The sequence below is a fragment of the Streptomyces sp. NPDC055400 genome (assembly GCF_053644375.1).
On sequence record NZ_JBSHLM010000026.1, the window covers coordinates 14102 to 32449 of the forward strand.

An 18348-nucleotide genomic window follows, 5' to 3' on the forward strand; every position below is an offset into this window, starting at 1 on the left:
CCACGCCGCTTCTGGTGGTGCGTCTAGTGGCGACGCCGTTCCGGACGGACCAACGGCCCCTCGGACTCAAGCGCATCCAGGTAGAGCTCCACCTGCGCCGAGATCACCAGAGTGCCCTTGCGCCCGAAGTCGGCCGACTGCAGTGCGTTGCTGAGTCCGGAGACCCACGCGTGAGCCACACTGCCCACACGATACGAAGAAGGCTGTGTCGACTCCGAGTCCCACAGCCGCTCAGTGGCGAAGTCCGTGGCCTGATCGATCCACTGCGGCACGTCTCCCGAGACATGCCGCAAAGCAGCATCCAGGTAGTGGCCGAGCGCGAGCTGCCTGTTTCCGCTGCTCATCCGGTCTGCGCTGAGACGCTCCTTGAGGCGGGCGAGGACATCGGGAGCGATGCGAAAGCCGTAGGACTTCCATTGGTTGGATCGCATCTTGGCATCGGCGAAGGACTCATGCAGTGCAGCGTGAGCCCAGTCCGTGCCGCGTTCCTCCTGCGCCGGTCGGGCGGAAGCCGTACGCGCCTCCCCCTGAGCCGGCTTGTGCACCGCCTTCGCTGACTTCTCCTGTGCTTCTGTCGCGGCTGCGGAGACAGCCGCCTCCTCGGGCCTCGGCTCGGCCGGTGCGGGAGAGGCAGAGCGAGAGGAAACTTCGCTGCTCGGAGAGGAAGCGCGGGTACGCGCGCGCTGACGCGTTGGTTGCGGGGCAGGCGCCTCGTCTTTGGCCGGTGACGCAGAGTCCTCTGCTTCAGGTGCAGGACTTGAGTCCTTGGCCTGCGGTGGAAGACGCAACTCAGCGGGCTCGGCTGTCGCTGTAGGAGCGCTTTGTGCCGCGGGAACAGAGGCAGAAGACGGAGCTGAAGACGGAGCTGAAGACTGTGTGCTGCCCTGTCCCCCGCCGATGAAGGACCGCGTTGCCACGTCGTCGGCGCCTGAGAGAAGGCCTTGTACGAGAGCGGCACCCGCCGGCTTGAACTTCTTCTTCTTCCTCTGGGCCGGAGTCTGTTGCTCCTCAGTCACCGGAGTCCTCGCTCTCGATGCGTTCCGGTGTCTGCCACTTCTCCGCCGGCAACTGCATGCGCTCCACGATCTGGCCCATCAGCTCGCTGTACATCTTGCCGGGTGTGTGGCTGGCGAAGCGGATGACCGAGGGCACCCCGTAGGCGAAGGAGTCGCTGATCCGGTTGTCGAGGCGGATATCGGTCTGGAAGGGGAAGAGGTCTGCATCCAGCATGCCGTTGCGGATGTTGACTTCCTGGGCCTTCCACCTGGACGGAGGGTTCGACCGGTTGAGTACGGCGCCGAGGTACTGCGGCTCACACTCCCCGCCCGTGCGGTCCTTGACGTACTTGACAGTGCCGCGCGTTGCCGCGGCGCCCTTGAGTGCCGGGTACTCCGGGATGCACACAGTGATCACGAAGTCGGCCGCAGCCAGGGCCGTCGCTGACAGGGATGAGACGGCGGGCGGAGTATCGATGACGACGAAGTCGAACTGATCCTCGATCTCCACCAGCATCCGGCGCAGTATGGGGGTCGACTGAAAGCCCTTTTTGTGGATGAGGTCCTGAGCCGACGTCATGGTGGACTCCTCACACGCGAGGAGATGCAAAGTGCCGGCGTCCTCCCACTCTTCGAGCAACTCGCAGCGATCGAACCAAACGCCGGCCAGATCCATGCGCATGCCCTGAAGCCGGGCCTGAAGCACCCAGCCCAGGGAGCGGGCCAACTGGTCCTCCCCGACCAGGTTCACACCGACTGCCGTTCCGGCCTGGGCCTGAGGGTCCAAGTCCACGATCAGCACCCGGGCGCCGGCGAGGGCCAGGCCAGCCGCCAAGTTGACGGTGGTGCTGGTCTTGCCCACCCCGCCCTTCTGCGTTGCCACGGCGATGACCTTCAACGCGTGCCCACCTCTCTAGCGAGTCGCTTCCTCATACAAGTTCGCATCTGTCACCAGGGGAAGAAGGTGAACCTGGAAGGCGCAATGTCCGCTTGATCAGCCGAGTTCGGCAGTTCATCCGGGTTTGCCTACCACTTTCGCCACTACTTCCTCTAGTGACACAGGGATATCAGGCATGACGATAACAGGACTCACGTCACCCGTGCGGAGTGACGCGCGGCTTCGCCTCACTCGGTCCAACTCCCGCCGTCCCAGGCCAGTGCTGCGCCATAGGGGCGACACCACGGTCTGCATGCCGAACGAGGACGAGTCCCAGTGACGGCCATGGAAGGAACCGTCGTTGTGATCGATGGCTCGACTGTCTGCTTGCACGTTGCACACATCGAGCGCATGACCGTGCGTCAGCTCGTACGCAACATAGTTCGCTCGCTCGCCGTATCGCTCGCTGGACTGATTGCTCCTTGGTTAGCAGGTGCGTAAGAAAGTCGGCTCGCTGGTTCGCTTGACGGTTAGTCAGGGCGATCGATCGCTGGTTCGCACGCAAGATGCATCGCTCGTTTGTTAGATAGATGGACTGATAGCTGCGTCGATCGATGGATCGTACGTTGCGTAGATCGACGTGTCGCTCGCTGGATCGCAAGTCCTATCGTTCGTCAGATCGCTTGCACGATCGCACGTCCTAGAGAACGAAATATCGTTGGCTGCAGCGTTGCAGACATCTAAATATTTGTTGTAGCGCGTGATGATGCACCACACGCATCACTCAAACGAGTAGCTGAAGTAGTAGATAACGAAGCAGTTATCGTTGCACTCAAGGTTGTGGTTGTTGTTGCAGTGACAGATCTTCGGCGGCTCTTTGGCTTGGCGAACATCGTTGCACCTGTCGTTGCAGGCTCAGTAGCAGCGTGCAGATTGCAAGGTCTGGTGAGGCTGCACCGACCGAGACCACCTGAGGGTGCGGATACCCCACACGCCAAAAGGGCCGGCCTCCCCTTGCGGCGAGGGAAGGCTTCATGGGCATCGCATGCTGATGGGCTTGTCGATGGGCACTCCCAACACGTCTTCCGCATCAGGAGATGCGCGCTCATGGCGCCGCTGTCGTAGGGAACTTCTTGCCGTCAGCCTCGTGACCGTCCGTGTCCCGCTCCGTCAGTTCGTGAGCCCTGGGCTCGGGGACTGTCTCGGGAGCCGTAGCCGTCGGGGATGTCGGCACCGCTGCCTGCGGAACGTCGCTCCGGGGCGCAGGCTCAGCACCCTCATTCTTTACCGCGGTAAAGCCGGGGGCCGGCTGAGCCGGCTCGGTTGCCGCCGTCGGCGACTCGGTTGTCCTCTCTTACTCAATCCAGTCGTTCTCTCAGCGAACCGAGTTGTTCGGGCTTCTGTCTCAGCGAACCTAGTCACGCGGCTGAGCGCGCTGGGAGTGCTGGGAGTGCTGGATGGCTGTACCGGCTGGGGTGGATCAGGCAGGGCCATGCATCGAGTCGTCGTACGTCGACGCGGTACACGGGGTCAACGACCCGGGACTAAACCCGGGTTTGCACAACGGGCGCCACTGGTTGTGGTGCTGGGTTTGCGTCCTGTCCCACGCCCGGTGTTCGGGGGTGGGTCTGGGGCGGTTGACTGCGCCCCGCATCTCCACAACTCTTCCGCACGGTGGCGGATGTTGCGGGAGCCGTTGCGGTCTGCGTGATCAACAAATCCGCAGGACCAGCATGCGAAGCGGGCCTGGGAGGCCCGGTTCGCCTTGTCGACGTGCCCGCATTGGGCGCAGGTGCGGGAGGTGTACGCCGGATTGACGTGCACCACCGGCACTCCTGCCTTGCGGGCCTTGTAGGCGATGAACTCTCCGAGCTGGGCGAACGCCCAGGAGGAGTGGGTGGCCCTCCCCCACTGCCTTAAGGGCGTGGGAGGTACCCCCAGGCTTGCGAAGCGGTACCCGTGCGCGGATGCCGGTGAGGTCTTCCAGGGCGATTCCGCGTCCGGTGCGTTCTGCCTCGGCCACCACATGTTTCGCGATCTTGTGGTTGATGTCCCTCACCCGCCGCGCCTCCTTGCGGCGCCGCTTCTTCAGGCGCCGTTTGGCGGAGGGAGTGTTCTTCTTCTGGAGTTTCTGACGCAGGACGCGCTCGCGCAGACGCCCGCGATTCAGCTGACGTCCGGCCATGATCTGGCCGTCCGAGGTGGTCGCGATGTTCACGATCCCCAGATCGATCCCGAGGAACTCCGTGATGTTGGTGTTGGGTTCGGCCTCGGGGACCTCGCAGGTGGCGGTGGCGGTCAGGAACCACATGCCGCCGCGGTACAGCAGGTCGGACTCGCCCTTGCGATACAGGGCCAGGCGGGCCAGATGTTCGGGGGCGGCGGTGAACGCCACCTCATTCATCCGGCCCGACAGGGTCCAGATCGACACGGTGCGCTGCGTGTACTGCCAGGACAGCATCCGGTCGTCGTAAGGCTGGGCACCCTCGGGCCGGAAGACGATCGGTTTTCTCGACCGCCCGCCGGTAGCGCTTGGAGGAGGGCTTGCCGAGGTTTCCTGCCTTCAGGTTGGCCTTGAGCGTGCGGTAGGCGTGTCGCAGGTCTTCTTGATGACGTGCTGGGCCGCCTGCGCTCCCAGGTTCCACCGGTCCTTGACCACCGCGTAGGTGTGCTCGCGCAGGGCGAAGTTGCGTTTCACATCTCTTTCGAACGCCACGGACGACACCCAGGTCGCCGCCCTGTTGCAGGCATGCAGGGTCTCCTCAAGTGCCGCCGCCTGCATGGGCGTCGGCAGGAGTTTCACCTGCACAGTCAACTTCACGACCGCGACGCTACCTGCCACCCGACGTACCGGCATTCAAACAGCGCACATTCCTCACCGGGCACTTCGGCCCGGTTTCTTGCGGACTCTCCGCGCCCGTTGTCGCGGCGATGCTCCGCATCGCCGTCACCGGATGCGATTCCTCCCGGGGGTGAACCCCCCGGGGCGCCTCGCAAGAGCCCGCTGAAGCCCGGTCGCCCCGAAGTCAACACCGTGACCAGAAGGGATCAGGGGAGGCACCGGTCACGAGCCTGATTCGGGCGCCGCAGACGCATCTGCCTGTTCGGTACTGGCGTCTCCGCACGCTGTCACTGAGGAAACCGTTCCGGGCGGAAGTCCGCAAGCATCTCGTCCCTCTTCCCGCTGAAGATCTCCGCAGCAAGCAGCCGGCCGATCACCGGCCCGAGCGTGATGCCGCTGTGGGAGACAGCCTCGTAATAGCCCGGCACAGAAGGCACCGCACCCACTGAGGGGAATCCGTCGGCTGGGATAGGCCGGTGGGCTACCCGTGTCTGCGCGATGAGGGAGTTGCCGAGTTCCGGAACGACGTGCTTCGCCGATTCGTGGAGCAGCCGTGCAAGTTCCGCTGGCTCTTCACCGGTGTCGATGAGTGCGTCGATCTCGCGGCTGTGAAGGACTACCGACGCATCTCCGTCAGGACGGATTTCGACGTGGGGCGCGTGCATGGCTCGGCGAACCGGGACCCGAGCACAGTCGATCCGAGTGACGGCGCCGAGTTCCCGGCGCATCGGCAAGTGCCGAGCGATGAGCCGGGCGACCCGGGAAGCGCTGGGCCCTGCCGCGTTCACAACGGCGTCGACGTCGAGACGGCTCCCATCCGACAGAGTCACGGTCCGGATGCTCCCGTCGGCGCCGATGCCGATGTCGCAGACCGCAGTGCCGGACCTGCGTTCGGCGCCGGACTCAACGGCTCGATCGACCAGGCGGCCGACGAGTTGCCGTCCGTGCACCCATGCCTCGTCGGGATAGAACAGGACCGGAGTCTTGCCGGGCACCGCGAGAGCAGGTTCGAGGCGGCGGCGTACCTCGGCCCCCGTGCACACCTCGACCCTGTAGTCCCAACTAGCCAGCAGCTCGGCTGTTTCCAGGAGCTTCGCCTCCGCCGCGGGGTCCCCAGCCCAACGCAGGTGGCCGCTGGGATGCCACCATGAGTCTGGCCCGATGGTCTCTGCAAGCTCCCGGTACGCCGCCATGCCCGCAACGTTCAGGTCGAAGTAGGACCTGCGCCCGGTCTTGTTGCTGGCGTTGACCCACGAGAAAGACCAGTTGGTGACACCTTCGCCTGGCTGGCTGGCGTCGATGAAGACCACCTCGGCCCCGCGCCGCGACAGGTTCCAGCCCACGCTGGCTCCGAGAATGCCCACTCCGATGACAGCAACACGTTCAGGCCGCTGCACGCACCCGACGCTCACGAACGGCCCCCTTCCAGGGTCGCGGCCCAACTCCCACTTCCTAGCATGCCTCGCCCCGTTCGGTGATGAGCGTGTGTTGAGCGGCGATGCCCGGCCAGGACATCGGCCTTCGGATTCTTTACCGCGGTAAAGCCGAGAGGCTTCGCTGCCGACAGGGATTGATCTCTCCTGGGCCCCACTGGATCCACTTGGCCAGCTTCTCCTCGGCCCGGGCCGTCGGCTGGGCGAGCCCGTGGTCATGACTGCCGAAGGCGACTACGGAACCTGGTGATCGGGTTCGATCCCGCGGCCGACCGCGTGGTGCTGCTGGCAGATCCCCTCGGAGTTCAACTGCGGGCTGCAGCGGGCCGGGACTGGCAGAAGGTGCTGACTGGCAGGAGGTGCCGTCGCGGAGCGTGGCGAACAGAACGTCGACCCTGTCCGGTCACAGAGAAGGTTGCTCGCTGCGTGTCGATGATCTGGAACTGCGGGGCGCGGGGGCGGTTCGGCGTAGGAGACGAAGTGGGCGGCGGTCGGAATGCGCTCGTGTCGCTGACGTCGATCCGGACCCGGGCACCGGTTCCATTCCGATGCCGGGCAAGGAGGTCAGGATCTTCGACAGAGGGTGCTCGGCCGCAGTTATTGGATGCGCATCTCCAGGAGCTTGCGCTGGTCCAGGACGCGCGCAGCGAGCGGGCCAGGCCCGGCACCATCAGCGCGGCCGCGTCGGTGCCCGGGACGATCACGGTCGCGCGTCGGGCGTGATGAGGATGTTCTCTACGCGGCGCTTGAGCATGCGCGGCGTCAAGGGTCGGGCGACGGCGCCCGGGCTTGTGCCGGGCGGCCGCGGAACCGAACCGCTCAAGCAGGGGCCTGGACCGCCGCGTAGTTGAGCCGGGGCTCGGGACGCGTTCCAGGTGCGGGTGGATCTGGGTGAGCACGCCTGCGCAGCCGGTTGGCGATGTGGGTGGCCTCGCCGGCCAGGTCGTGGTCGAAGCCGACGATCATTTCCAGTCGGGCGATGGTCTCGCCGGTGGCTCGACGTCGCGCGGGGCGTGCGGCATGGTGCTGGCAGCGTGGGCGTCGGAGATGACGTAGGCGTCGCGGGTGGCGCTGTGGCCTCGGCGGAGTAGAGGTCGGCAGTCGCTTGTTTGGAGTCCGGCTTGCCGCGGGGGATACCGAGTTCCTTGGTGCTCGCCCTTGGCCTTCGGCCCGGTGACATCCCGCGGATCATCCGAGCTACAGGCGGACAGTCATGCCGGACGGGAGGCTGGGAGCCCATTTGCGGGGCCGCAAAAAGGGGTCGAGGGCACCGAGCGAGACCACCTGAAGTTGCGGATGTCCCCATACGCCAAGAAGGCCCGCCTCCACTTTCGATGGGAGCTGGGCCTCCTTGGGCTGAGCGTCGGGCGTTGGCGGGCGTGTCGATGGGTCAGGCCCGACACGTCAGACTGCGGGCCGCTTCCGCAGCTTTGTCGCGACCAGGATGTCGACCATCTTGAAGAACTCCTCATCCGTCTCCATCTTCCGGATCAGGAGGTGCGCGCTCATGGCGCCGCTGTCGTAGGGGAACCTCTTGCCGTCAGCCTCGTGGCCGTTCGTGTCCCGCTCCGTCAGTTCGTGGGCCCTGGGCTCGGGGACAGTCTCGGGAGCCGTGGCCGTCGGGGATGACGGCATCGCTGCGTGGGCAACGTCGCTTCGGGGCGCGGGGTCAGCACCCTCATTCTTTACCGCGGTAAAGCCGGGGGCCGGTTGAGCTGACTCGGCCGGTGCGGTCGGCGAGTCGGTCTCCGGATTCTTTACCGCGGTAAAGAACGGCCCCGGCTGAGCCGGTTCGGTCGGGGCGGTCGGTGGCTCGGTCGGCGGATTCTTTACCGCGGTAAAGCCGAGAGCCTTCGGCGCCGGCGGGGACAGATCTCTCCGGTCTTCTACCGGATCCGCTGGTGCCAGCTTCTCCTCGGCCCGGGCCGCGAGCCGGTTCGCCCAGGCAGTGGCCTGCTCCTCCACCGGCAGCTTCACCAGGTCCCGAGTCTCCCGAACGGGCAGTACACCCGCACTGACGAGGTCCTGGAGTTCCGGAGCGAGCTTCAGCAAGTACAGCTGCTGGGTGACCCACCCGGCCGACTTGCCGAAGTGCTCCGCGACCTTGGCCTTGCCTCCGAGCTGCTCAACCATCGTCTGGATGCCGATGGCCTGCTCGACGGGGTCCAGGTCCTCGCGGTCGTTGTTCTCTGACAGGACCGCGTCCAGGAACGTGGCCCTGGACGCCGCGAGCGTGTCGTCGACGATGACTTCTAGGGTGCCGAGACCTGCCGCCTGGGAAGCGCGGAAGCGGCGCTCACCATTCGCGATGACATACCGATGGGTCCCCACCGCATCGGCTTCTTCCTCCCACAACTTCAGGTAGGCCTCGCGCGTGACCGCAACAGCCGGCTGAAGCTGCTTCACCTCCAGCTTGCGGCCAAACTCCTTGAGGTCCTCATCAGAGCCGAAGTTACGACGCGGGTTGAACCGCGTCGGCACGAGCTGCTCGAGCGGCAGCGTCTGCAGGCGGCTGTCGAGCGCGCCGGTGGTGGCGACGCCGGTCGCTTCCGCGACGGCCTGGCGCCGGGCGCTGACAGGACGCGTCTGGGTGTTGCCGAATCGTCCGCCGCCCAACTGGTCCTTCTTGCTCATGACAGCTCCCGCGCCATGGCCCGCATGCTGATCGCGATTTGGCTCTTGGGCGCGTACGACAGCAGAGGCTGTTTCATTCGGACGGCCTCCTTCTGTTCCTTGCGCTCACTGACGATCGCGACGACGCGCGGATCCTTTATGTCCATCCATCCCTCGAGGGAGGACGTGGCGATGTAGCCGCGCCGCGGGTCGTAGAGGTTGACGACCAGACCGAGGTAGTCGATATCGAGGTCCATGTCGTTGCGCAGGTCTTCGATCTGGTTCGTCAGCAGGTCGTAGGCATCGGCTGAGCTGTCCTCTGCCTGTACGACGACGAGGGGGCCGGACTGGCCGGGCACTTCGTCCTTCCGGCGCCGCCCGTAATAGACGGCGGCGTCCATGCTCAGGCCGAGGCTCGGTGGGCAGTCGACAACGATGACGTCGTAGTCGGCTTCCAGCGGTGCAAGCGCACGCTCCAACGCGGCTTCCCGGGCGCGGACTCCGGAGAGCCGGACATCGAGCAGGAACGCGTCGTTACAACTGGGCAGCAGGTGGAGACGGTCGCCGAACCGTTCCTCGTCGATGGTGACGATGAGATCCCGCAGGTCGCCCTTGGGGGAGCCGCCCATGTGGTTGGTGAGGCTGTCGCCGTCCTGCGAAATGGGCAGAGGTGTTGCACCGAGCTGGTTGGTGAGGTGGCACTGGGGGTCGAAGTCGACCAGGAGGACGCGCAGGCCGATACCGGGAAGGTTCTCGACGCCGAGCGGGTCCTCGTCACCGTCCGGCTCCGAAGCGAGTTGCTTGGCGATCTGGACCGGGTACAGGCTGTTGCGGTCCTCAGCCATGGCCTCACCGAGGCCGGCGGTGATGGCGGTCTTGCCCACGCCGCCCTTCTGGTTACACACCACGAACCGCCGGGTGACGACCGGCCGTTCGATATCCGGTGCCGGATGGCTGTCCAGCCACATGTGCACCGCCTGCGCCAGCCCCTGAGTGAGGGACACGCCGCGCTGCGTGGTGACCACCTTGAAGTCGTTCCACTGACCGTGCGGAAGGAAGGTGGAGAACGAGTCGGCACCGGCCGTGTCGACAGGTTCAAGCCCGGAGGCGAGCCCGGTCCAGGCCCTGACGGCTTGTTCGATGGCCGTCTGGATCTCGAGACCGTGCTGGGCGCACCTGACTTTGAGGCTCTGGCGGAGCCGGCCCGGCAGCTTGGATACGACCTTTTCCCGGTCGCTGGAGGTGGTGGGAGAACTCATGCGTGTCACCTTACTAACGCCGTAGATCAAGTTGCGCCTCGACACGTTAGTTTCTCGGAATGGATTCTTTACCGCGGTAAAGCCCGGGCTCACCCAACGAGTTCAAACCACCCCAAACTCCCCGAACCGCCCCGTGCACCTCCCGGAGCGGCCGGCGCCGCCGATACCGACGGTGCAACACCTCTGCCCAATCAGGTGCGCCCAGCACCCCACCGGAGTAGGTGGAGGCGGGCTTCTTCGCGGCGTCGGTCAGGTCGAACCGCTCCGGGAGTTCGGCGGCGACCCGCCGCCCCTCACGCTTGGACAGGTGGTGCAGGTCCGCCATGAGGAACATGTTCTCCTCGCCGGTGATCAGTGCGTCGACAGCGGAGAACTGCCCGGTGACACCGATCGCGGCGCGTACGGCCTGCGCCTGGGCGGTGAGGTCGTGTCCGCCGACGTGGATCTGGCCGGTGCCGGGGCCGGGGGAGATGAGGGTGGAGAGGATCTTGACGGCGGTGGTCTTGCCCGCGCCGTTCGGGCCGAGCAGCGCGAACACGGTGCCGGCCGGGATGTGCAGGTCGATGCCGTCGAGGACGGTCTTGTCGCCGTAGGACTTGCGCAGCCCGTTCGCCGCGATGGCCAGGTCGTTCATCGTTTCTCCTTCGTGGATGCCCCGGCTTTGGCCGGGGGAGGAGACGAAGCTCCCGCGTGAGTGGGGCAGGGAAGCAGATTCGCGGCCAGGGCGGATCGGCGTAGCCCGAAACCGCTGGCATGGGACACCACCGCAAAGAGCAAGTGGGCTCAACTGTCAGTCCTGCCAGGTAGGTTCCGATGCATGACGACAGAAGCGACCTCGCAGGCGGCCGGCCATTGCCGGTACACCTACCGCGTGCGTCTGTCGGCGTCGGCCCGGACCGCCCTCGAGGCTGAGTGGGACCGGGCGCGTTGGGTGTGGAACGAGTGCGTCGCCAAGTCCAAGGCCGTTCACGCGCACAACCGGGCGAGGGGCGAGAAGACGACGTGCGGGCCGGTCCAGCGCGCGGCGATGCTGACCGAGGCCCGTTCGCGTACGCCGTGGCTGGCTGATGGTGCCTGCGTTCCTCAGCAGCAGCTGATACGTGACTTCGGCAGGTCGCGTGCGAAGGCCCTCAAGGACATCAAGGCGCGGTTGCCGATGCGGCAGCGGGCGGGGATGCCGAAGTACAAGAAGAAGCGCGAAGCGCTGCCCACCCTCGAGTACACCAAGCGAGGGTTCCGCCTCAAGGACGGCCGTCTGCATCTCGCCGGCCAGATCGTGGTGCGGCCGGTGTGGTCGCGCCAGCTGCCCGAGCCGCCCTCGTCGGTGCGCGTGTACCGCGATGCGGTGGGGCACTGGTGGGCGTCCTTCGTCGTCCCCGCCCAGAGCGAGAAGCTGCCCGCGACCGGTCGCGTGATCGGCATCGACTGGGGCGTCAAGGAGACCGCGACCACCACATCCGACGACCACGACCTTCCCCATTCCCAGCACGGGCGGACAGCCGCGCACAAACTTGCCCGTTATCAGCGGATGATGGCCCGGCGCCGCCCTGCGAAGGGACAGGCCGGATCGAAGGGATACCGCGAGGCAAAGCGGCAGAGGGCGAAACTGCACCGCAAGGTCGCGGCCCAGCGGCAGGACACCGGCCGCAAGTGGGCCAAGAAGGTCGTCCGCGACCACGACGCCTTGGCCATCGAGGACTTCAAGCCGAAGTCCTCGCGAAGTCGACCATGGGCAGGAAAGCAGCAGATGCCGCGATCGGCGCCACCAAGGCGGCGCTTGTCGAGATGGCCAGGAAGCACGGCCGGACCATCCATCTGGTACACCCCGCGCACACCACGATGGACTGCGCGCAGTGCGGAGCGAGAACCAAGCACGCACTACCTCTTTCGATACGAACGTATGCCTGCACCGCATGCGGAGCCGTCTCGCCGAGAGACAAGAACTCCGCCCGCGTGATGCTGGTCCGGGCTGGTCTTCCACCCGGCTAGTGCTGATCGTGTAAGACCTGCACCCCCGCCGGGGGGCAGGCGACGTGAGCTAGGAATCCCCCTCGTCTACGAGGGGGAGGAGTCAAGTACCAGTCGATGATGGCCTCCTGGCCTCCGCCCGTTCCACCGCCCACGTCGTCGACATCGCACGACAAGGCGTCGGCGTCCTCGGCCCCGGCACCCCCGCCGCCACCCGCCTCGAAAACATCGCCCGTTTCCTCGACTTCGTCTCCGAAAGCATCGCCCGCGCCGCGGAGCAGGCCCGCGACATCCTCCACACTCAGCCCGAACCGCTCCAGGGCACCCCAGCCCCCTCAGGCCGCGCGCCGACGTCGTCTTCACCGTCACGGGCTCCGCGGTCCTGACCGTCATGCAGGCCGTGCTACGTACTGATGAACATCAGGGTGTGTGCGCAGGTGCCGATGCCGGCGGCCATCGACGATGCGAGGCGTCACGCACGTACCGCCCTCGGCGCGCTTTACCGGTGGTCGCAGTCCCCAAGTGGCCACGGCGGCCTGGAGAGTGACCTGCAGGACGCGTGCACGACCTTCCAAATGACGGCGTGATGCCCCGCTCATACATGTTCCGCACCCGACTACACGTCGAACGCGACCCGTACACCCTCAAGTCGCCCGGTTGATCACTCACTGTCCCGCGATGGCGTGGCCAAAAACGGCGACCGTCACGGATTTAATGTATGTCACTGAAAGTGGTATCGTCTGGAGTGTGTCAGAGGTGGATGACGAGCGTGAACTCGCGGATGCGGTCGAGGTGTTGAAGGACGCCGAGGACCGCGTCGCCGATGCGCTGCGCGCGTACCTGGCCCGTGATCCGGTCACCGGGCGGCCGGTCCACGGCCGGATCGGGCGGGCGGCGCAGATCACCGGGTGGGGCGAGCAGCGGGTCAAGGAGACGGTCACCCCGGCCCTGGCCGAGCGCCGCCGCGCCAGACGCTCGGACAAGGGGGCTGGTCAGTGATGAGCGAGTTCGACGCGATCGACTCCCTGCTCGCCTCGCTCACCCCGCAGGAGGAGCTTCCCGACACCGAGGTACGCCGGAGTCTGCGCGAGCGGGCGGGACTGTCGAAGGCACAGGTGGCCCGGGCGCTCGGCGTGAGCCCCTCCACGGTCACCGGGTGGGAATCGGGGCGCGACCCGGCGGGGGAGACGCGCGCGAAATACGCCTACCTCCTGGACGGCCTGGCCGCGAAGTTCGCACCGCCCGCCGAACCCGAGACCGACGAGGCGGCACCGGCCCCGGTGGCCGCGCCCGAGGCGAGCGAACCCTCACCCGCCGACGACGCCGACGGCACGGACGACGCAGACGACGTCGAAACTCTGGCCACGCCCGAGTCGTGCGTCCTGTGCGGCAGCCCGGCCCGGCAGCGTGTGGCCGGCTTTCCTCAGCACCTGGACCCCGCCGACTGCCGGCCCACCGCCAGCACGACGACGCCGGCGGCTCCGAGCGCTCCGCAGGTCCAGACGGCGCGCACGGTACGTACGGCGCGCCCGTCACACGCCACGCAGCGGCCGAAGAAGCCGGCCCCGCGTGGGCGGGCGTTCCAGGAGTCGTCCGGGCCGGCCGACGTGATCCACGAAGCCGTTCAAGCCGCGCTCGCCGCCCACGAGGGCGACGTCGAAGCCGCGAGTGCAGCGCTGCTCAAGCGGGCGATCCCGGACGCGATGGTTTTGCTGGACGAGACCCGTAAGGGCGCCCGCTACGACGTGATCGCCCACCCCTGGATCCCTGACATCCTGAAGAAGCAGACCGCGAAAGGCGCCGACCGGATCTGGGAAGCCCGCCCCAAGTGGACCCGCCACGAACTCCCGCCCGGTGAGCACGAGGTGACCGCGCTCGACATCAACGGCGCCTACCTGTCCGCCCTCAAGACTCACCTCCCGCTCGGGCAGCTGGAACACTCCACCGGCTTCCACCACGACCGCCGCCGCGCAGGTGTCCACCTGATCACCCCACCACACTGGGAACACGAAGCAGTACTGCCGAACCCGATCGGAAACCGGGACGAACCCGGCCCTCTGTGGGTCACCGAGCCCACCCTGCGCCTCCTGCTGCGCCTGTCCGGCCCGAAGTACGGCTTGTGTGACCCGCCTCAGATCCATGAGTCCTACACCTCCGGCGCCACCGAGAACCTCCTGGAAAAGTTCCGCATCGTCCTCAAAGACGCCCGCGAGCAGGCCATCCGCGAACAGGACGAGGTGACGCTGGAGTACGTGAAGGCGATGTACTCCAAGTTCGTATCCACGATGGGAGAGTCGAACTACAACCGGGAGCTGTACCGCCCCGACTGGATGCACATCATCCGCTCCCAGGCCTTCGCCAACCTGTGGACGAAGGCCTACAAGGCCCACGAAGAGGGCCTGACCGTGGTGCGCGCGATGGGCACCGACGAACTCCACGTCATCGGCAACTGGCACAGTGTCTTCCCCGAGGGCCGCGGTGTTACCGAAGTCAAGGTGAAGGACACCTACACCGCGGGCACCGCGCACGTCGCGGACCCGAGCCCGGGGGAGGGAGAGTAAGTGCCAGACAGAAATCTGGAGTTCGGCAAGTTCGGCGCCCGCGGAATCAAGGGATACCAGGCCGCTGCCCGCCAGCTCGACACCCTCGCCCACTTCATCGCCACGCCTGTCACTCAGCGCCGCGGCATGCTGGCCCGCCTGCACTACCTCACCCGCACCGACCACGCGAAGGCAGCTGCACGCGAGGCCGGCCTGACGGTCACCGACCGCACTCTCAAGCGATGGGCGGAGGGCAAGGCCTCGCCGTCGAGGAAGAGCCTCGCGCAGTTGGAGGACGCCTATCGGCAGGTGCGCCGCCACAACGTCGCCCGGCATCTCCTGCAGCGCCTCAACCGGCAAGGCCGGGGCACCCGCGTCGAGTTCCATCCCCTCAACCAGTCCCAGGTCCCCCGACCGCACCAGCGAGACGTATCTTTCCGCACCCTCAATGTGCGGAACTGGGACCGGATGGTGCAGGCGTGGGCGGCCGATGACGACGAGGCCATGGACGAGGCATGGTTCGACGAGATCACCGTCGACCTCGGCTCCGACTACGGCGCCTACGAGTACGTCATGAACATCGGCTTCGCTGCCTAAGCGGTCGCCCCCGGAGGTCCTTCGGGGGTTGACTGCGGAGGCGGCGGCGTGTGGGGCTGGTCAGATGCCGGGGGCTGCGAGGTAGAGGGAGCAGACGCAGTCCAGGGCGTGCCGCCTCCGGCGCCTGGTCCTCAGTCGGGGCGCTTGGCCATGATGACCACGCCCGGCCCGCTCCATTCATCCGCGGGGAGCCGGAGTTCGGCGACCGGGTGCAGTCCGGCTTGCTGGATCAGGTCCACGAGCTGCTCTGGCTGCCATTTGTGCGTGGTCCAGCGAACGGGTACTCCTCCGTAGGCCTCGGTGCGCACTGCGTCCTCGTCGCCGACGTGTGTGCCGGTGATGAAGTGCCCGCCCGGCTTCAGGGCGTGCGCGAAATGGGCGAGGACCTGCGGAAGGACATTGCGGGGGAGGTTGAACAGTGACCACCATCCGAGCACGCCGCCGAGCGACGCTTCACCGAGGTCGAGTTCAGTGGCGGAGGCGACGCTGAAGCGGCATTGCGGATGAAGACGGCGCGCGTTCTCGATCATGCGGGGAGAGAGGTCCACCCCGGATACGTCGAGTCCACGTTCGGCGAGGTAGCCGGTCACCGTGCCGGGGCCGCAGCCGACGTCGAGGACGGGCCCGAGCTCGGCCACGGTCTCGGCGAAGGCGTCGATCGACGCCTTGAGCCAGGGATGGCGACGGATGTCACCCATACCCGTCGTCTCCACCATGTGGGCGTAGTTGTCGGCCACCTGGTCATAGGAGTCGCGGACCACGTCGAGATCGGCCGGGCGGTCAATGTGGTGTGCGCGCATCAGCTAACAATAGGGCGGTGGCCTTGTGGAACCCGGGGGCGTGGGTATGACGCTCACCCTGCCCGGCGAGTCCCGGCACAGGCACGGCAGACTGCGGCCTCGGTGATCTGCTTCTGCAGTTCCTCTTGCCTGCCATGCCTGTTGCCCTGGCCTGTCCGATCGTCCTGACCAATGCCGAACGTGCGTGACGGTGGAACGTCGAGCCCGCCCCTGCGGCATGGATCAGCTGGGCACGCTGATAGAACCCCCGTCATGACGGACCGATTCACCGCCCGCGCCGCCAGAACCGAGATCGACCCTGACGGCTACGTCACCGAAGCCGCCCTTGCCGAGGAAGGGGACGGAAGCGGCTTCATCTTGATGTTCATGGCGGGAGAGGAAGAGCCCGATGACCAAGAGGTGGCCTTGGGGATGGACACACACTGCTTGGTCACAGCCGGACACGGGACCGCATACGGCTGTGTGCGTCAAGCCGTTCTGACAGGCAACGTCCTGCGGATCTCACTGGCACCTGAAGCGCTGGGGACCTGCGATTGACCGACAGCGAGATCGAGGCCGTTATTGAGGCGCCGGCTGAAGACATCGTCCTGTTCCGGGGAGTCCTCGCCCAGGTGCTCGGCTACGGACATGCGGATGCTGTGCCCACCCTCGTAGGCATCTGACCAGCTGTCTGGGCGTCATGCACCGTAGCTGTCGGATCATCCGGCGAGTCGTTCCCGGGCGTACTCGCGTAGCTCGATCATCGGCTGCTCGGTTCGGTTGTCCAGGCGGCGGATGAGTGTGGGGGCGAGGTCGATGCAGCGAGTGGCCTTGGAGTCGAGGGCGGTGTCGAGTGCGGCGCGGGCATCGGCCGCGGCGGTGGGGGCGTCGCGGTGATGGAGCGAGCCTTCGGCCCGGTAGGTCAGGAACACCGCTTTGGTGCGGGAGCGGCGTGGATCGAGTTCGCCCAGTCCGGAGTCGAGCGCGGTGCCGGCGCGGGCGGGGTCGCCGAGGTCGAGCCAGCAGCGTCCGGCATCGGCGTTGACGTCCGCCATCGACATCCAGGAGACCACGGGGGGTGTGTCGTGCGGGTGCATCCTGTCTAGTGCCGCGACCGGAAAGGTTCACCGGCTCGGGATGCCCGGCACGGTACCTCCCCGCTCGCATCACCCGAGTACATCCAGTGCATGGGCGATGCTCCGCCTTGCGATGCACCGCACCGGACGCCGCGAGCTTCTCGGCGAACCTTTCCGGTCACGGCGCTAGCGTCCGTCGGCGCGCTTCCGGGTGGCGATCACGGTGGCGGCCGTGCCCGCCGTTCCGTACAGCGTGTACAGCAGGCCCTGGCCCAGGAGGTTGCCGCGCTTCACCTCCTGGGCGTACTTGAGCTGGTTGTACGTGGCCGTGCCGGTCGAATCGCCGCCGTGGGTGTTGTAGTCGAGCGCGCAGGTATAGCCCTGCCGCATGGAGCCGGGGTGGTCCTCGCCGTCCTCGCCCAGCTGGAGCCCCGGGCAGTCCGGGACGCCGTGGGCCGCCCCGGCCCTCAGCAGGGTGATCACCCCCCACGCCAGCGGGACCAGGAAAAATGCGATGAACACTCCGCGCAACCTCACAGCGGCACCCTAGTGCCGCGAGCTTCTCGGCGAACCTTTCCGGTCACGGCACTAGCTCGTTCTCGGCTGACATGAGCGCGCGTTGGGTTGCGTGGCGGTCCTGGAGTACGGCGCAGGGCTCGTGTGCGGCGCACGTCGAGCAGGGAGCGGGCGGCTGCCGTGCGGGTGCGGGAGCGGGCGTGTTCCAGGACGCGGATGGCATCGGCGGGCCGGGAGAGCCAGGTGGCCGGGTAGGCGAGGTCGGACAGGGCGACGGCGGCGAGGTCGCGGTCGCCGGCCTGGTGCGCGGCGTGGACGGCGGCCTGCCAGTGGCGTTGGGCGTCGGCGTGCCGGTCGGCGTCGAAGCGCAGCCATGCGGCGCAGTGTGCGAGGTCGGCGGCGACGGCGTGCAGGCGGCGGCCTGCTGCCGGGGTGTAGCGGTCCTGGGTGATCAGGTCGATCGCGGTGTTCAGGTGGGCGTCGATGAGACCGGAGAGCTGCGGATGCGGCCCGGCAAGGGTGCGCAGTTCGCCGGAGCGTTGCTCCAGCCAGGTCAGGAGTTCTTCGTCGATGTGTTGTCCGTCGAGGGCCTGGGAGAGGTGGCGTGGCTCGATGCGGGCCCAGTCGGTGGCGACTTCGATGAGGGTGCTGCTGCTGAGTACCAGGAAGGATCGTCGGTCCATGCGGGTGATCTGCATCTCTCTGAGGGCGGCCCGGCTTCCCGCGGGGCTGAAGGGGGAGGGCTGTTCGAAGGCGGGCAGCCAGTGGGGCCAGGGGAGATGTTCGATCGCGGCGGCGGGAACGTCGAGGACGTCTGCCAGCAGCGACTGGCTCTCCTGGCTTCACCCGGGAG

15 protein-coding genes and 4 pseudogenes are annotated in these 18348 nt (G+C 66.8%); 8 read left to right on the forward strand and 11 right to left on the reverse strand.

Features of this window, described 5'->3' with window-relative positions:
* Positions 1 to 23 precede the first annotated feature (23 nt).
* From ACWIGU_RS43555 to ACWIGU_RS43570, 4 genes and pseudogenes are all read right to left on the reverse strand, one after another.
* Complete coding sequence (locus tag ACWIGU_RS43555) at positions 24 to 545, reverse strand: hypothetical protein (RefSeq protein WP_454407445.1); 522 nt, start codon at positions 543 to 545, stop codon at positions 24 to 26.
* A 463-nt stretch (positions 546 to 1008) separates the two neighbouring features.
* A complete protein-coding gene (locus tag ACWIGU_RS43560; protein ID WP_100598861.1) occupies positions 1009 to 1893 on the reverse strand; it encodes a ParA family protein in 885 nt (294 codons plus the stop codon).
* A gap of 1509 nt (positions 1894 to 3402) precedes the next feature.
* A pseudogene (locus ACWIGU_RS43565) lies at positions 3403 to 4729 on the reverse strand (RNA-guided endonuclease InsQ/TnpB family protein).
* 272 nt (positions 4730 to 5001) lie between these two features.
* Complete coding sequence (locus ACWIGU_RS43570; protein WP_454407446.1) at positions 5002 to 6126, reverse strand: NAD(P)/FAD-dependent oxidoreductase; 1125 nt, start codon at positions 6124 to 6126, stop codon at positions 5002 to 5004.
* Between the two features lie 912 nt (positions 6127 to 7038).
* On the opposite strand from ACWIGU_RS43570, the gene ACWIGU_RS43575 reads away from it, so the two are divergent.
* A complete protein-coding gene (locus ACWIGU_RS43575) occupies positions 7039 to 7203 on the forward strand; it encodes a hypothetical protein (RefSeq protein ID WP_454407447.1) in 165 nt (54 codons plus the stop codon).
* A 348-nt stretch (positions 7204 to 7551) separates the two neighbouring features.
* Here ACWIGU_RS43575 and ACWIGU_RS43580 read toward each other — a convergent pair whose 3' ends face one another.
* The 3 genes and pseudogenes from ACWIGU_RS43580 to ACWIGU_RS43590 form a co-directional block, all read right to left on the reverse strand.
* Entirely contained in the window at positions 7552 to 8781 is a 1230-nt protein-coding gene (locus ACWIGU_RS43580) for a ParB/RepB/Spo0J family partition protein (protein ID WP_454407448.1), read from the reverse strand.
* Positions 8778 to 10019: a ParA family protein gene (locus tag ACWIGU_RS43585; protein ID WP_454407449.1), complete on the reverse strand. Its 1242-nt coding sequence runs from the start codon at positions 10017 to 10019 to the stop codon at positions 8778 to 8780. Before ACWIGU_RS43585 ends, ACWIGU_RS43580 begins: the two co-directional genes overlap by 4 nt.
* Before the next feature lie 175 nt (positions 10020 to 10194).
* Positions 10195 to 10653 (reverse strand): annotated as a pseudogene (locus ACWIGU_RS43590) (ATP-binding cassette domain-containing protein); the annotation flags it as partial.
* 183 nt (positions 10654 to 10836) lie between these two features.
* On the opposite strand from ACWIGU_RS43590, the pseudogene ACWIGU_RS43595 reads away from it, so the two are divergent.
* The 5 genes and pseudogenes from ACWIGU_RS43595 to ACWIGU_RS43615 all read left to right on the forward strand — a co-directional run bounded on the left by ACWIGU_RS43595 (position 10837) and on the right by ACWIGU_RS43615 (position 15124).
* A pseudogene (locus ACWIGU_RS43595) lies at positions 10837 to 12108 on the forward strand (RNA-guided endonuclease InsQ/TnpB family protein).
* 7 nt (positions 12109 to 12115) lie between these two features.
* A pseudogene (locus ACWIGU_RS43600) lies at positions 12116 to 12373 on the forward strand (MarR family transcriptional regulator); the annotation flags it as partial.
* A gap of 361 nt (positions 12374 to 12734) precedes the next feature.
* Positions 12735 to 12986 (forward strand): hypothetical protein, encoded by a 252-nt coding sequence (locus ACWIGU_RS43605; protein ID WP_454407451.1) that lies wholly within the window; start codon positions 12735 to 12737, stop codon positions 12984 to 12986.
* Positions 12986 to 14548, forward strand: a complete 1563-nt coding sequence (locus tag ACWIGU_RS43610) for a helix-turn-helix domain-containing protein (protein WP_454407452.1) — start codon at positions 12986 to 12988, stop codon at positions 14546 to 14548. Before ACWIGU_RS43605 ends, ACWIGU_RS43610 begins: the two co-directional genes overlap by 1 nt.
* Positions 14549 to 15124 (forward strand): transcriptional regulator, encoded by a 576-nt coding sequence (locus tag ACWIGU_RS43615; RefSeq protein WP_454407453.1) that lies wholly within the window; start codon positions 14549 to 14551, stop codon positions 15122 to 15124.
* A 131-nt stretch (positions 15125 to 15255) separates the two neighbouring features.
* Here ACWIGU_RS43615 and ACWIGU_RS43620 read toward each other — a convergent pair whose 3' ends face one another.
* Positions 15256 to 15924, reverse strand: a complete 669-nt coding sequence (locus ACWIGU_RS43620) for a methyltransferase domain-containing protein (protein WP_454407454.1) — start codon at positions 15922 to 15924, stop codon at positions 15256 to 15258.
* A 252-nt stretch (positions 15925 to 16176) separates the two neighbouring features.
* On the opposite strand from ACWIGU_RS43620, the gene ACWIGU_RS43625 reads away from it, so the two are divergent.
* Both ACWIGU_RS43625 and ACWIGU_RS43630 read left to right on the forward strand, forming a co-directional pair.
* A complete protein-coding gene (locus ACWIGU_RS43625) occupies positions 16177 to 16461 on the forward strand; it encodes a hypothetical protein (protein ID WP_454407455.1) in 285 nt (94 codons plus the stop codon).
* Entirely contained in the window at positions 16458 to 16586 is a 129-nt protein-coding gene (locus ACWIGU_RS43630) for a hypothetical protein (protein WP_454407457.1), read from the forward strand. Before ACWIGU_RS43625 ends, ACWIGU_RS43630 begins: the two co-directional genes overlap by 4 nt.
* 36 nt (positions 16587 to 16622) lie before the next feature.
* On the opposite strand, the gene ACWIGU_RS43635 is transcribed toward ACWIGU_RS43630, so the two are convergent.
* From ACWIGU_RS43635 to ACWIGU_RS43645, 3 genes are all read right to left on the reverse strand, one after another.
* Entirely contained in the window at positions 16623 to 17000 is a 378-nt protein-coding gene (locus ACWIGU_RS43635) for a hypothetical protein (protein ID WP_454407458.1), read from the reverse strand.
* Positions 17001 to 17165: 165 nt separating this feature from the next.
* Entirely contained in the window at positions 17166 to 17501 is a 336-nt protein-coding gene (locus ACWIGU_RS43640) for a hypothetical protein (protein ID WP_454407460.1), read from the reverse strand.
* Positions 17502 to 17512: 11 nt separating this feature from the next.
* A complete protein-coding gene (locus tag ACWIGU_RS43645) occupies positions 17513 to 18178 on the reverse strand; it encodes a hypothetical protein (RefSeq protein WP_454407462.1) in 666 nt (221 codons plus the stop codon).
* Positions 18179 to 18348 lie beyond the last annotated feature (170 nt).

What these genes read in the sequence shown, in the direction of transcription:
- ACWIGU_RS43580 (WP_454407448.1), bottom strand. Translation starts at nt 8,781, where the DNA reads ATGAGCAAGAAGGACCAGTTGGGCGGCGGACGATTCGGCAACACCCAG.
- ACWIGU_RS43585 (WP_454407449.1), bottom strand. Translation starts at nt 10,019, where the DNA reads ATGAGTTCTCCCACCACCTCCAGCGACCGGGAAAAGGTCGTATCCAAG.
- ACWIGU_RS43610 (WP_454407452.1), top strand. Translation starts at nt 12,986, where the DNA reads ATGAGCGAGTTCGACGCGATCGACTCCCTGCTCGCCTCGCTCACCCCG.
- ACWIGU_RS43620 (WP_454407454.1), bottom strand. Translation starts at nt 15,924, where the DNA reads ATGCGCGCACACCACATTGACCGCCCGGCCGATCTCGACGTGGTCCGC.
- ACWIGU_RS43625 (WP_454407455.1), top strand. Translation starts at nt 16,177, where the DNA reads ATGACGGACCGATTCACCGCCCGCGCCGCCAGAACCGAGATCGACCCT.
- ACWIGU_RS43635 (WP_454407458.1), bottom strand. Translation starts at nt 17,000, where the DNA reads ATGCACCCGCACGACACACCCCCCGTGGTCTCCTGGATGTCGATGGCG.
- ACWIGU_RS43645 (WP_454407462.1), bottom strand. Translation starts at nt 18,178, where the DNA reads ATGGACCGACGATCCTTCCTGGTACTCAGCAGCAGCACCCTCATCGAA.